Here is a 14,045-nt window from a genome sequence, read left to right on the forward strand (position 1 = left end):
GGCCCGGCTGAGGACGAGAGTACGGCACGCCCGGGCGAGGGGCCTCAGCGACGTTCCTGCCGCTGCTTGCACTCGACACACAGGGTGGCCCGGGGAAAAGCCTGCATCCTGGCCTTCCCGATGGGCTTGCCACAGCTCTCGCAGAGCCCGTACGTACCGGCGTCGATCCGCCGCAGCGCGCGCTCGGTCTGCTCCAGCATCTCCCGGGCGTTGGCGGCCAGCGCCAGTTCGTGCTCCCGGGCGATGTTCTTGGTCCCGGTGTCCGCCTGGTCGTCCCCGGCACCGTCACCGGAGTCCCGCATCAGCCCGCTGACCGCGGCCTCGGCGGCCTCGATCTCGTTCCGCAGCCGCTGGGCCTCGGCGGCCAGCTCGCTGCGCGCCTCGGCCACCTCGGCGGGTGTCCAGGGCTCCTCTCCCGGGCGGACCGCCAGCCCTGCGGCGGTCCTCTCCTCTTCCACGGTCTTCTTCGCAGCCACCGTCCCCGCTCCCCTCTGTTCGGCGGCCCCAGCTTCCCCTGCCCTGGCCGTCCCGGTCACCGCCGCCTTTTCGGCCTTCACGGTGCCCGCACTCTTCTTCCCCCGCACGGCCTTCGCCGACGCACCACCGGCGGATTCCCGCCCCGCATCGGACTTCACTCCCACTTTGCGACCGGATGGCGTATTCGCACCGGATGCGGCTTTCCCCTCCACGCCGGTGGGAGCGACGGCACCGGCCGCGTCCTTACCAGCGACCCGGCCCTCCTCCGCCTTCACGGCAGCGGACGTCGCACCCTTCGCCGCCGTCGAGGCAGCGGCCTTCTTCGCGGCCTTCCCAGCGGCAGCAGTCCTCCCACCCTTCACGGCAGCGGACGTCGTGCCCTTCCCCGCCCGCCCCTCGGTCCCCTTGCCCACCGAAGCGGCAGCCTTCTTGGGGGACTTCCCAACAGCCCTCCCGGCCACCACCGTGGCGGCCGGGCCCTCACCCTGCGCGGCAGCGGCCCCGCCGACGGCTGTCTTCACGCCCTTCCCGGCGCCCTGGTCCCCCGCCTTCACAGCGGCGGACTCCACGCCTTTCCGGGCAGCCGGGCTCTCGGCCCCATTGGCGACCTCGGCAGTCGAGGCAACGGCCTTCTTAGCCGGCTTCGCGGCAGCCTTCCCGACCGCCGATCGCTTCTCCGCGCCCGCGGCGGCCGGGCCCGCGGCCCTCTTGACGGTCGCTGCCGTGCCCCCCGCGGCAGCCGACGCCGCGACCTTCTTGGCAGGCTTGCGGGCGACCCGCTCCGCAGCCGATCCCTCCACCCTCTTGGCGGCCCGTCCGCTGACCGACTTCGCCGCCCGTTTCACAGCCGACTTCGCCGTCGCCTTCCCAACCGCAGAAGCCGCCCGCTTCGCAGCCACCTTCTCCGAAACCGCGGCCCCGTTCGCGGCGGTCACCGCCTTGCCGCTCCCGGCACGCGAACCCGAACCCGCACCCCCGGCAGCCAACCGCTTCGCACCCGCCACCCCCCGGGACGCGGCCTTCGCGGATGTGACCTTCGTCGAGGACTTCTCCGCCATCGCCGCGATCCCTTCATATTTTACGATCTTGCGTACGAATCGTGCGGGAACGATAAATCGGTACAGAGCACGCGGCAACGGGGCACGCCGGTCACCCCCCGTGTGCCCCGCCCCTGGCCCCCGGCCCGGAGCCGCCAATCCGGTCGTCCGGCGGCGGCCACGCCCCGTACACTGGCCGCAGCGAAAGGCGTGGAAGGGACCAGTAGCGTCGTACGCAGCCAGCAGCGACCCGGGGACGGTGTGAGCCCGGGGGCGTGCCCGAACGTGAAGATCAGCCCGGAGCCGCCGGAAGAACCCCCGCGAGGGCAAGTAGAACCGGCATCGCTGCCCCAATGAGGGGGCCGGAGGCAAAGCGCCTGCGGCCAAGGAGGGTGGTACCGCGGGAGTTCGACGGACTCTCGTCCCTCCGACGGACAGCGCACCACGTCCCGCCGGAGGAAGCCCATGACGCAGTACCGCCAGGTACCCGCTCAGGTAGACCTGCCCGCCCTGGAGCACGCCGTGCTCGAGTTCTGGCGTGAGCAGAAGATCTTCGCCCGTACCCTCGAACAGTCCGAGGGCCGCCCCGAGTGGGTCTTCTACGAGGGCCCGCCCACCGCCAACGGCATGCCGGGCGCCCACCACATCGAGGCCCGCGTCTTCAAGGACGTCTTCCCCCGCTTCCGCACCATGCAGGGCTACCACGTCGGCCGCAAGGCCGGCTGGGACTGCCATGGCCTGCCGGTGGAGCTCGCCGTGGAGAAGGAGCTGGGCTTCAACGGCAAGCAGGACATCGAGCGGTATGGCATCGCCGAGTTCAACGCCAAGTGCCGGGAGTCGGTGACCCGTCACACCGACGCCTTCACCGAGCTCACCACCCGCATGGGCTACTGGGTGGACCTGGACGACGCCTACCGGACCATGGACCCCGAGTACGTCCAGTCCGTCTGGTGGTCCCTGAAGGAGATCTTCAACAAGGGCCTGCTGGTCCAGGACCACCGCGTCGCCCCCTGGTGCCCCCGCTGCGGCACCGGCCTGTCCGACCATGAGCTGGCGCAGGGCTATGAGACGGTTGTCGATCCCTCGGTCTATGTCCGCTTCCCGCTGACCTCCGGCCCGCTGGCGGGCGAGGCCGCCCTCCTGGTCTGGACGACCACCCCCTGGACCCTGGTCTCCAACGTCGCCGCCGCCGCGCACCCCGATGTCACCTATGTCGTGGCCACCGACGGCAAGGAGAAGCTGGTCGTCGCCGAGCCGCTGCTGGCGAAGGCCCTCGGCGAGGGCTGGACCGCCACCGGCCAGAGCTTCACCGGCCGCGAGATGGAGCGCTGGAGCTATCAGCGCCCCTTCGAGCTGGTCGAGCTGGACGGCGCCAACTATGTGGTCAATGCCGAGTATGTGACCACCGAGGACGGCACCGGCCTGGTCCACCAGGCCCCCGCCTTCGGTGAGGACGACCTCAAGACCTGCCGCGCCTACGGCCTGCCGGTGATCAACCCGGTCCGCCCCGACGGCACCTTCGAAGAGGAACTCGCCCTGGTCGGCGGCCAGTTCTTCAAGAAGGCCGACGAGGCGCTCACCGCCGACCTCGGCGAGCGCGGCCTGCTGTTCAAGCATGTGGCCTATGAGCACAGCTACCCGCACTGCTGGCGCTGCCACACCGCGCTGCTCTACTACGCCCAGCCCTCCTGGTACATCCGCACCACCGCCATCAAGGACCGGCTGCTGGCGGAGAACGAGAAGACCAACTGGTTCCCCGAGTCCGTCAAGCACGGCCGCTTCGGCGACTGGCTGAACAACAACATCGACTGGGCGCTCTCCCGCAACCGCTACTGGGGCACCCCGCTGCCCATCTGGCGCTGCGAGGAGGGCCACCTCACCTGCGTGGGCTCGCTCGCCGAACTCACCGAGCTCACCGGCACCGACCAGTCCGCCCTGGACCCGCACCGCCCCTACATCGACGAGGTCACCTTCGCCTGCACCGCCGAGGGCTGCGCCCACACCGCGGTCCGGGTGCCCGAGGTCATCGACGCCTGGTACGACTCCGGCTCCATGCCCTTCGCCCAGTGGGGCTACCCGTACCGGAACAAGGAGCTGTTCGAGAAGCGCTACCCGGCGCAGTTCATCTCCGAGGCCATCGACCAGACCCGTGGCTGGTTCTACACCCTGATGGCGGTCGGCACCCTGGTCTTCGACAAGTCCTCGTACGAGAACGTGGTCTGCCTGGGCCACATCCTGGCCGAGGACGGCCGGAAGATGTCCAAGCACCTGGGCAACATCCTCCAGCCGATCCCGCTGATGGACCAGCACGGCGCCGACGCCGTCCGCTGGTTCATGGCCGCCGGCGGCTCGCCCTGGGCCGCCCGCCGGGTGGGCCACGGCACCATCCAGGAAGTGGTCCGCAAGACCCTGCTGACCTACTGGAACACCGTCGCCTTCCAGGCCCTGTACGCCCGTACCTCCGGCTGGGCCCCGTCGGCCGCCGACCCGGCCCCGGCCGCCCGCCCGCTGCTGGACCGCTGGCTGCTCGGCGAGCTCAATACGCTCACCGAGCAGGTCACCCAGGCCATGGAGGCCTACGACACCCAGCGGGCCGGCAAGCTGCTGTCCGCCTTTGTGGACGACCTGTCCAACTGGTACGTCCGCCGCTCCCGCCGCCGCTTCTGGCAGGGCGACGCCGCGGCGCTGCGCACCCTGCACGAGGTCGTCGAGACCGTCACCCGCCTGATGGCCCCGCTGGTGCCCTTCATCACCGAGCGGGTCTGGCAGGACCTGGTGGTCCCGGTGGACCCCGAGGCCCCCGCCTCGGTCCACCTCGCCACCTGGCCGGTGGCCGACACCGCGCTCATCGACCCCGAGCTGTCCCGTCAGATGACGCTGGTGCGCCGCCTGGTGGAGCTGGGCCGGGCCACCCGTGCCGAGTCCGGCGTCAAGACCCGCCAGCCGCTGTCCCGCGCCCTGGTCGCGGCGGCCGGCTTCGAGACGCTGGGCGAGGAGCTGCGCGCCCAGATCACCGAGGAGCTCAATGTCTCCTCGCTGGCGTCCCTCTCCGAGGTCGGGGGCTCCCTGGTGGACACCACCGCCAAGGCCAACTTCCGTGCCCTGGGCAAGCGGTTCGGCAAGGGCGTCCAGGCGGTGGCCAAGGCCATCGCCGCCGCGGACGCGGCCGCCCTCTCGGCAGCCCTGCGCGAGGGCACCGCCTCGGTGGAGGTGGACGGCGAGACCGTCATCCTCTCCCCCGAGGAGGTCATCATCACCGAAACCCCGCGCGAGGGCTGGTCGGTGGCCTCCGACTCCGGTGCCACCGTCGCCCTGGACCTGGAGATCACCCCGGAGCTGCGCCGGGCCGGCCTGGCCCGTGACGCCATCCGGCTGATCCAGGAGGCCCGCAAGAACAGCGGCCTGGACGTCGCCGACCGGATCGCCCTGCGCTGGACCGCCACCGACGAAGAGGTGCGCACCGCCCTGGCGGAGCACTCCGGGCTCATCGCCGACGAGGTCCTGGCCACCGACTTCGCCACCGGCGAGGCCGATGACACCTTCGGTGCGCCGTTCGAGGACGAGGGCCTTGGACTGACCTTCCGCCTCCGCAAGGCGTAACGCCACAACGAACGACGGCGGGGCCGCCCCTCTCACCGAGGGACGGCCCCGCCGTTCGTATGCCATAACCCGCTTGTCACAAACCGCTGGGCGGCGCCTTGTAAGGGGCACGGGGAACTGCGCGACCGGCCGCATTCAGCCCGCACCCTAAGTGCTACAGCCGAAATGGGCCGGGCCCCTGGGATCATCCCAGGGGCCCGGCCCAATTGCCTGACGAACGGACAACCGTCAGCTGTCATCCTCGTCGATCAGAAATCCCCGCATCGGCGAAGGCGCCTGCATCGGCTGCGGACCCTGCGGCCGCACCGGTGCCATCGGCTGGGTCATCGCGGGCGACATCTGCTGCTGCCCGCCATACGACGGGTTGCCCGTGGACTGACCGTGACCGCCCATGCTGTGCCCGCTCATTCCGGCACCGGCCGAGGCCATCGACCCGCTCATCGAGGGAGCCGGCGGCAGCGACGGGGCGTTGGAAGTACGCGGCGGGGCCAGCGAGTCATCCGCCTGGTTCTCCAGCTGGCGCAGCTGACTCTCCAGGTAGGACTTCAGGCGGGTGCGGTACTCGCGCTCAAAGCCGCGCAGGTCCTCGACCTTGCGCTCCAGCGTGGCGCGGGCGGACTCCAGCGAGCCCATGGCCACCCGGTGCTTCTCCTGCGCGTCCCGCTCCAGGGCGTCCGCCTTGGCACGGGCGTCCCGCTCCAGACCCTCGGCTCGGCTGCGCGCCTCGCCGACGATCTTGTTGGCCTCGGAACGGGCCTCCGCGATGGCCTGGTCCGCGGTCTGCTGAGCGAGCGACAGAACACGGGCCGCGCTGTCGCCACCCGGGCCCTGGCCCGGCTGCGGCAGCTGGGGGCCGCCCATCGGACCGCCCTGGCCCATCGGGCCACCCTGACCCATCGGGCCGCCCTGGCCCATGGGACCACCCTGGCCCATCGGACCGCCCTGACCCATGGGACCGCCCATGGGCCCACCCATCGGACCGTTCTGGCCCATGGGGTTCTGTCCCATCGGACCCGCGCCGTGCGGACCCTGGGGACCGTGGCCGTGTCCGCCCGGCCCGGCCGGCAGCTGCGGGGCACCGCCCGGCAACTGCGGCGGGCCGCCCATCTGCTGCTGGTTCGGCGGCACCGGCTGCGGGCCGGATATGGCGGCGGGCACCGGAGCACCGGGTCGCTGGTCCTGGGGCTCGGGCTTGCGCATTCCCTGCTGCTGGTTCTGCGCGGCGGCCCGCGTGGCGGCGGCCAGCTTGGCGCGCAGGTCCTCGTTCTCCCGCAGCAGCCGGGTCAGTTCGGCCTCGACCTCGTCGAGAAAGGCATCGACCTCGTCTTCGTCATAGCCTTCTCGCAGACGGACGGTCGTGAACTGCTTGTTCCGCACGTCCTCGGGGCTCAGCGGCATCTCTTCTTCACCTCAACGTAGTCGTCGGCAATCGGCAAGACCGTATCGTTCACAGCCGCGTTCACAGCCGGCTCACGACGGTGATCAGGATGTAGACGATGATCATCAGTACGAAGAAGGACAGGTCGAGCGCCACGCCCCCGAGACGCAGCGGCGGAATGAACCGCCGCAGAAGCTTGAGTGGCGGATCGGTGACAGTGTAGGTGGCCTCAAGGATGACCACCATCGCCTTCCCGGGTTGCCACGAGCGGGCGAACTGGAAGACGTAATCCATCACCAATCGGAAGATAAGCACGATCAGAAAGCAGTACAGCGCGATGTAGACCACCTGCTGTGCGATGCCCATCCCGCGCTTCCCTCTCCCCTTGCTCGTTCCCGAACTTCCCGGCCAATTCGGCCGTCGTCCAGCCGGTATTGCCCGATGGTGCGTCTCTAGCTCTGGTTGAAGAACCCGCCCTCCGCGATGCGGGCCTTGTCCTCCGCCGTGACATCGACGTTAGCAGGAGACAGCAGGAACACCTTCTGCGTCACCCGTTCGATGCTGCCGTGCAGACCGAAGACCAACCCCGCCGCGAAGTCCACGAGTCGCTTCGCATCGGTGTCGTCCATCTCCGTCAGATTCATGATCACGGGAGTGCCCTCACGGAAGTGTTCCCCGATGGTACGGGCCTCGTTGTAGGTCCGAGGGTGCAATGTCGTGATGCGGTAGGGCTCCCGCTCGGACACAACCTTGGGCATGATCACCGGTGCGTTCTTCTCCAGAGAGTGGCGTTCGGGTGTGATGGACGACACGGGGGCGATTCGGGCGGGTCGTCCGTTTTCCGCTGTGAGCGGAGTGGGTTCGCGCTGCGCCGGCGGCTGGGCGACTCGAACCGGTTCGTCCGGTTGCGTCTGTTGGGCCTGGTGCTGCTGCTGCCGCCGCCGGTCGGGCTCCGGCTCGGGCTCGAACTCGTCGTCGGGGTCGAACCCCCGGCCGTCGTACCCATCGTCCTCCACGAGGCCGAGGTAGACCGCCATCTTGCGCATCGCGCCGGCCATTCTCTGCGTCCTCCGCTCTGTGGTGGATCGGCTCCTCAGCGGCGCTGGATCCACGTGCCATGCCCGCCTTTTGACGGGAATGACCATATTTTGTTGCTGTGGTCCGACTCTTGGCGACGTTACCGGAGCCCGGGTCGGACTCCGAGTACCGCTGTGCCGACACGTACATGTGTCGCACCCGCCGCCACGGCGTCTTCGAGATCCGCGCTCATCCCTGCGGACACCATGTTCGCAGCCGGATGGGCCGCGTGCAGGTCCGTTGCGATTTCCCGCAGCCGCTCGAAAGCGGCCCGGGGACGGCCGGCGTACGGGCCCGCAAGCGGAGCCACCGTCATCAGTCCTGCCGGACGCAGCCCTTCCGCTTCGGCGATGGCATCGGCCAGTGCCGCCACCCCGTCCGGGGCGACCCCGCCACGGCCGGAGACCGCGCCCGACTCGGCGTCAAGTGCCACCTGGATCAGACAGTCCAGCTCCCGCCCGGCCCGCACGGCCGCCGCCGAGAGGGCGGTGACCAGCCGGGTCCGGTCAATGGAGTGCACCACATCGGCGTACTTCACCACCGAGCGCACCTTGTTTGTCTGCAATTGACCAACAAAGTGCCAAGTAAGCGGCAGATCCGCGCATTGGGCGGCCTTGGGCGCCGCGTCCTGGTCGCGGTTCTCCGCGACATGACGCACCCCCAGCTCCGCGAGGTGTCTGACGTCACTGGCGGGATAGGTCTTGGTGACCACGATCAGGGTCACTTCCTCGCGCTTGCGGCCCGCCGCCGCGCAGGCGGCGGCGATACGTTCCTCCACCTGGGCGAGGTTCTGTGCCAACTGGGTTCTGCGGTCCGTCACTGCCCGTCCAACCACACATAGCCGGCGAGCCGTCCGGTCACATGCTCGCGCCGATAGGAGAAATGGTCCGCCGACTCCAGGGTGCAAACCTCCGACCGCCGGGCGTCGGTGACGCCCATTCGGCCGAGCTGGGCGAGCACTCCGGCCGCCACGTCCACCGCCGGGGTGCCCTGCCGGGTGGTGGCCCAGGCCTCGGGCACCGCCTCGGCCACCTCGGCCCGCATGGCCTCGGGCACCTCGTAGCACAGGCCGCAGACCGAGGGGCCGGTCCGGACGAGCATCCGCTCCGGCCGGGCGCCCAGCCCGGTCATCGCCTCGACCACCGCCGGGACCACCCCGGCCACCAGCCCGGGCCGGCCGGCATGCGCCGCCCCGGCGACTCCGGCCACCGGGTCGGCCAGCAGCACCGGGGTGCAGTCGGCGGTCAGCACCGCCAGGGCCAGTCCCCGGCGGGCCGTCACCACCGCGTCCACCGCGGGGATCTCGCCGGTCCGCCAGGGTCCGTCCACCACGGCGACGTCCCGGCCGTGCACCTGGTTCATCCAGACGACCGCCGCCGGGTCGAGTCCCAGCGCGCGGGCCGCCCGCTCCCGGTTGGCGGTGACCGCCGCCGGGTCGTCGCCGACCGCGCCGCCCAGGTTGAGCTCCGCATACGGAGCGGCGCTCACTCCGCCCCACCGGTCGGTGAAGGCGAAGTGCGCGCCGCTCGCGTGTGCCGTACAGGGCTGAGGCTGCACTGTGTGCTGAGGGCCTATCAAGGTGTGTGCCGCTTACTTCAAGAAGTCGGGAACGTCCAGTTCCTCGGCGGTCGAGTCCTGGTACGGCCGGGCCGGCGGGACCTGGGGGGAGGTCATCGGCGGCGGGGGGACCTCGGCGACCGGCGCCGGGTCGGCCGGCACGGGCTCCTCGGTGCGCGGGGTGACGCTGCCCAGGCCGCCGAAGGACGGGCGGACCGGCTCGGCCGGGGCCGGGCGGCTCGCCGGGGTGGCCGGAGCGCTCTCCTCGCGGCCGCCGTAGGACGAACCCAGGACCTTGTCGCGGTTCTTGGCGGGCGGCTGGCCGCCGTCGAATCCGGCCGCGATCACGGTGACCCGGACCTCGTCGCCCAGGGCGTCGTCGATGACCGCGCCGAAGATGATGTTGGCCTCGGGGTGGGCCGCCTCGCTCACCAGCTGGGCCGCCTCGTTGATCTCGAACAGACCGAGGTCGGAACCGCCGGAGATGGAGAGCAGCACCCCGCGGGCGCCGTCGATGGACGCCTCCAGCAGCGGCGAGGAGATGGCCATCTCGGCCGCGGCCACCGCGCGGTCGTCGCCGCGCGCCGAGCCGATGCCCATCAGGGCCGAACCGGCCTCCGACATCACCGACTTGACGTCGGCGAAGTCCAGGTTGATCAGACCGGGGGTGGTGATCAGGTCGGTGATGCCCTGGACACCGGAGAGCAGCACCTGGTCCGCGGACTTGAACGCGTCCAGCACGCTCACCTGCCGGTCCGAGATGGACAGCAGCCGGTCGTTGGGGATGACGATCAGGGTGTCCACCTCATCGCGCAGCCCCGCGATGCCGTCCTCCGCCTGGTTCGCCCGGCGCCGGCCCTCGAAGGTGAACGGCCGGGTGACCACACCGATCGTCAGGGCGCCCAGGGAACGGGCGATGTTGGCGACCACGGGAGCGCCGCCGGTGCCGGTGCCGCCGCCCTCGCCCGCGGTGACGAAGACCATGTCGGCCCCCTTGAGGACCTCCTCGATCTCCTCGCGGTGGTCCTCGGCGGCCTTGCGGCCGACCTCGGGGTTGGCGCCGGCGCCAAGGCCACGGGTGAGCTCCCGGCCGACGTCGAGCTTGACATCGGCGTCGCTCATCAGCAGGGCCTGTGCATCGGTGTTGATCGCGATGAACTCGACGCCCTTGAGACCGACCTCGATCATCCGGTTGATGGCGTTGACGCCACCGCCGCCGATGCCGACGACCTTGATGACTGCGAGGTAGTTCTGCGGTGCTGCCACGTCGAAGGCCTCTCGCCTCGAGTTACGTATGCCTGGGGGACGGTTCCCAATGCCAACCCGAACCCTAACGTTGAAGTTTAGGGTTACTCGTGTCACTGTTCCCTGGGTTCTCGGGACAGGACACTAAGTCGGCAAGTGGTGCGTGTTCAACGAACACGCCGAACCTCCCGTTTTTCTTTTCACCCTATGTGATCACCCATAGGCGTAGCCAACCAGGGTGCTGGCAGAGCCGACCGGTCGTCAACTCCCTGACGCCGCCGGGGCACTCGGAGCGCTGACATTGAAGTGCTTCGCCGAGGGCGCCGCCTTCATCAGTGCGGTGAGCGTACGGGCCTTCGCCTCCCCCCGCTCACCGCTCCCCCACACGACGGTCCGACCGCCCGTCAGTTCCACGGTGATGGAGTCGTACGAGCGTACGCGAACGGCCACGGTGTCCTGGCGCACGGCGGCCGGCAGGTCGTTGGCGACCCGGACGCCCTCCCGCTCCAGGCGCTGGGTGCCGAAGCGGTGGTTGCTGGCGGTGGCGGCCTCGTCGGAGGTCTCCAGGGTCAGCCGGGGCACCCGGTCCGGGGCCCGGTCCACTGTGGCGAACCGCACGCCCATACCGTCGATTTCAATAAATTTCCCGTCCTTCTCCAGGACGGCTTTCGGTCGGCGTTCGGTCACTTTGAGGCTGATGGTGTGCGGCCAGGAGCGGCTGGCCTCCACCGACGCCACCCGGGGCAGCCGGTCGCGCAGCCGGGCCTCGACGGCGTCGGTGTCCACCGAGATCAGCGGGTCGCCCAGCGGGACCGCGGCCGCGGCGCGGACCTCGGCGGGCGTCAGCACGGTGGTGCCGGTGACCTCCACACGAGTGGCCCGCAGCAGGCCGGATCCGTACAGCGCCCAGGTGACCCCGGCGCCCAGCAGGGCGACGGCGGCGCCGCAGAGGATCAGCCGCCGGCCATGGGTGAGCCGGCGGCGCAGGGCGCCGAGGCCACGGGCGGCCGCCGGTTTCCGGGGGCCCTTGGCGGACTTGGGCGGCCGGGAGGGGCCGGGCGCCGACGATTTCGGCTTCGGTTTACGGCTTTTGTCGCCACCGCGCCGGGCGGTCGTCGGTCCGGCCACGCTCCCAGCCTCCTGCCTGCGGCGCTTCAGCCCCTGCGCGCCGCGATCGCCTCGTACACCATGCCGACCAGCAGCTCGTCGGCGTCACGGCGGCCGAACTCGGCGGCCGCACGGGACATTTCGTACAGCTTGTGCGGGTCGGCGAGCACCGGAAGCACATGGTTCTGCACCCAGGCGGGGCTCAGCTCGGCGTCATCGACCAGCAGGCCGCCGCCGGCCTTGACCACCGGCTGGGCGTTGAGCCGCTGTTCGCCGTTGCCGATCGGCAGCGGGACATAGGCGGCGGGCAGCCCGACGGCGGACAGTTCGGCGACGGTCATCGCGCCGGCCCGGCAGAGCATCATGTCCGCCGCGGCATAGGCGAGATCCATACGGTCCACATACGATACCGGGATGTAAGGCGGCATTCCGGGCATGTTGTCGACATGCGGCAGTTCGTTCTTGGGACCGACCGCGTGCAGGATCTGGACGCCCGAGCGCTGGAGCACCGGGGCCACGGTCTGGACGACCTCGTTCAGCCTGCGGGCGCCCTGCGAGCCGCCGGAGACCAGCAGGGTGGGCAGGTTGGGGTCCAGCCCGAAGGCCGCGCGGGCCTCGAAGCGCAGGGCCACCCGGTCCAGGGTGGCGATGGAGCGGCGCAGCGGGATGCCGACATAGCGGGCGTTGCGCAGCTTGCTGTCCGGGGTGGACACGGCCACCGCGGAGGCGTACCGCGAGCCGATCTTGTTGGCCAGTCCGGGGCGGGCGTTGGCCTCGTGCACGACGATCGGCACACCGAGCCGCTTGGCGGCCAGATAGCCGGGCAGGGCCACATAGCCGCCGAAGCCGACCACGCAGTCCGCCTTGGTGCGCTCCAGGATCTGCTCGGCCGCCTTGATGGTGCCGCGCAGCCGTCCCGGGACGGTGATCAGCTCCGGGGTGGGCTTGCGTGGCAGCGGTACGGCGGGGATCAGCCCCAGCTCATAGCCCCGCTCGGGCACCAGCCGGGTCTCCAGGCCCCGCTCCGTGCCGAGCGCCGTGATCCCCACGGTCGGATCCTGCCTGCGCAGGGCGTCCGCGAGGGCGAGCGCGGGCTCGATGTGGCCGGCGGTCCCCCCGCCGGCGAGTACGACATGCACCGAAATTCACCGCTCTCCGGACGGCCGCTTCTTGACGCGCCGTCTCATCGTCTTCCATCTCACCCCAGGCTGCCGCATGGCCAGCGCCGCCCGTGCACCGGGTTCGTCGCGTGCGAAGGCGATCAGCAGCCCGATGGCGAACATGGCAGGCAGCAGGGCGGAACCTCCGTAGGAGAACAGCGGGAGCGGCACCCCGGCGATCGGCAGCAGGCCGAGCACCGCACCGATGTTGACCACGGCCTGGGCCGTGATCCAGGTGGTCACCGCACCCGCGGCGTATCTCACGAAGGGTTCCTCCGTGCGTCCGGCCACGCGGATACCCGCATAGCCTAGAGCCGCGAAGAGGGCGAGCACCGACAGCGTCCCCGCCAGCCCCAGTTCCTCGCCGGTGATGGCAAAGATGAAGTCGGTATGGGGCTCGGGCAGTTCGCCCCATTTCTCCACACTGGCACCGAGGCCGGCGCCGAACCAGCCGCCGTTGGCCAGCGCATAGATGCCGTGTACGGCCTGCCAGCACTGGTCGTTGGGGCCGGGGTCGGTGGCGCCGATGCAGGCCAGCCGGGACATCCGGTTGGCGCTGGTCTTGATGAACAGGGCGGCCAGCGCCACGGTGACGCCGAACACCCCGGAGAACAGCCGGGTGGGCGCCCCCGCCACCCACAGCAGCCCCAGCAGCACCGTGGTGAGGACCACCGTGGTGCCCATGTCGCCGCCCAGCATGATCAGGCCGAGCAGCACAAAGGTGACCGGGACCAGCGGCACCAGCAGGTGCTTCCACTGGTTGAGCAGTTTCTTGGACTGTTTGCGGGCCAGCAGGTCCGAACCCCAGAGCACCAGGGCCAGCTTGGCGAACTCGCTGGGCTGGGCCTGGAAGGGGCCGCCGAGCGAGATCCAGTTGGTGTTGCCGTTGATGGTCTCGCCGATGCCCGGCACCTGGACCAGGACCAGCAGGACCGTCGAGCAGGCCAGCAGCGGGTAGGCCAGCGCCCGCAGGATACGGACCGGGGTACGGGCCGCCACCAGCAGCAGTACGGAGCCGATGGCGGCCGCCAGCAGCTGTTTGCGGAAGAAGTAGGTGGGGGCCAGGCCGGACTGCAGGGCCTTGATCTGGGAGGCCGAGTAGACCATCACCAGGCCCAGCGCGGTCAGCAGCAGCGAGCCGCCGAGCAGCAGATAGTAGGCGGTCAGCGGCCGGTCCCAGGCCTTCCTGGCGCGCCGTACCAGGGTCTGCAGCCCGCCCCATACGGTGCCCCGGCCGGGCGGCCGGGAGCCGGCGCCGCCGCCGCGCGGGCGGGGGGCACGGACCGGACGGGCACCGGCCGGGGTGCCGCGCCAGGCGATCCCGGGCTGGATCCCGGCACTGTGGTGGGCCTGCATGGTCCCCTCCGCTGGTGTCCCGCGCCGCAGGCCCGCGGCGCGGGGACCATG

At 70.7% G+C, this 14,045-nt stretch carries 11 protein-coding genes; 1 reads left to right on the forward strand and 10 read right to left on the reverse strand.

All coding sequences use genetic code 11. The features are described from left to right. Nucleotides 1-44 precede the first annotated feature (44 nt). A complete protein-coding gene (locus CV755_RS14800) occupies nucleotides 45-1,535 on the reverse strand; it encodes a TraR/DksA C4-type zinc finger protein (protein WP_109280707.1) in 1,491 nt (496 codons plus the stop codon). Between the two features lie 444 nt (nucleotides 1,536-1,979). On the opposite strand from CV755_RS14800, the gene ileS reads away from it, so the two are divergent. Further along, on the forward strand, nucleotides 1,980-5,114 hold the full coding sequence (ileS, locus tag CV755_RS14810; RefSeq protein ID WP_109280708.1) for an isoleucine--tRNA ligase: 3,135 nt from the start codon (nucleotides 1,980-1,982) through the stop codon (nucleotides 5,112-5,114). Between the two features lie 228 nt (nucleotides 5,115-5,342). Here the strand turns inward: ileS and CV755_RS14815 are convergent, their stop codons facing one another. The 9 genes from CV755_RS14815 to ftsW form a co-directional block, all read right to left on the reverse strand. Further along, entirely contained in the window at nucleotides 5,343-6,512 is a 1,170-nt protein-coding gene (locus tag CV755_RS14815; protein ID WP_109280709.1) for a DivIVA domain-containing protein, read from the reverse strand. A gap of 61 nt (nucleotides 6,513-6,573) precedes the next feature. Continuing rightward, nucleotides 6,574-6,858 (reverse strand): YggT family protein, encoded by a 285-nt coding sequence (locus CV755_RS14820; protein ID WP_109280710.1) that lies wholly within the window; start codon nucleotides 6,856-6,858, stop codon nucleotides 6,574-6,576. Nucleotides 6,859-6,944: 86 nt separating this feature from the next. Continuing rightward, nucleotides 6,945-7,550: a cell division protein SepF gene (locus tag CV755_RS14825; protein WP_109280711.1), complete on the reverse strand. Its 606-nt coding sequence runs from the start codon at nucleotides 7,548-7,550 to the stop codon at nucleotides 6,945-6,947. A 119-nt stretch (nucleotides 7,551-7,669) separates the two neighbouring features. Beyond that, nucleotides 7,670-8,389, reverse strand: a complete 720-nt coding sequence (locus CV755_RS14830; protein ID WP_109280712.1) for a YggS family pyridoxal phosphate-dependent enzyme — start codon at nucleotides 8,387-8,389, stop codon at nucleotides 7,670-7,672. Further along, a complete protein-coding gene (gene pgeF, locus CV755_RS14835; RefSeq protein WP_109280713.1) occupies nucleotides 8,386-9,147 on the reverse strand; it encodes a peptidoglycan editing factor PgeF in 762 nt (253 codons plus the stop codon). Before pgeF ends, CV755_RS14830 begins: the two co-directional genes overlap by 4 nt. 12 nt (nucleotides 9,148-9,159) lie before the next feature. Further along, nucleotides 9,160-10,392, reverse strand: a complete 1,233-nt coding sequence (gene ftsZ / locus CV755_RS14840) for a cell division protein FtsZ (RefSeq protein WP_109280714.1) — start codon at nucleotides 10,390-10,392, stop codon at nucleotides 9,160-9,162. Nucleotides 10,393-10,632: 240 nt separating this feature from the next. Then, nucleotides 10,633-11,499, reverse strand: a complete 867-nt coding sequence (locus CV755_RS14845) for a cell division protein FtsQ/DivIB (protein WP_109280715.1) — start codon at nucleotides 11,497-11,499, stop codon at nucleotides 10,633-10,635. A 26-nt stretch (nucleotides 11,500-11,525) separates the two neighbouring features. Further along, on the reverse strand, nucleotides 11,526-12,617 hold the full coding sequence (murG, locus tag CV755_RS14850) for an undecaprenyldiphospho-muramoylpentapeptide beta-N-acetylglucosaminyltransferase (protein ID WP_109280716.1): 1,092 nt from the start codon (nucleotides 12,615-12,617) through the stop codon (nucleotides 11,526-11,528). A gap of 6 nt (nucleotides 12,618-12,623) precedes the next feature. Next, nucleotides 12,624-13,994 carry a putative lipid II flippase FtsW gene (gene ftsW / locus CV755_RS14855; RefSeq protein WP_109280717.1) on the reverse strand — a complete coding sequence of 457 codons (1,371 nt, stop codon included), beginning with the start codon at nucleotides 13,992-13,994 and terminating at the stop codon, nucleotides 12,624-12,626. Nucleotides 13,995-14,045: the final 51 nt, after the last annotated feature.

Origin of the sequence: Streptomyces orinoci, assembly GCF_003121295.1 — a bacterium.
GTDB classification, from domain to species: domain Bacteria; phylum Actinomycetota; class Actinomycetes; order Streptomycetales; family Streptomycetaceae; genus Streptomyces; species Streptomyces orinoci.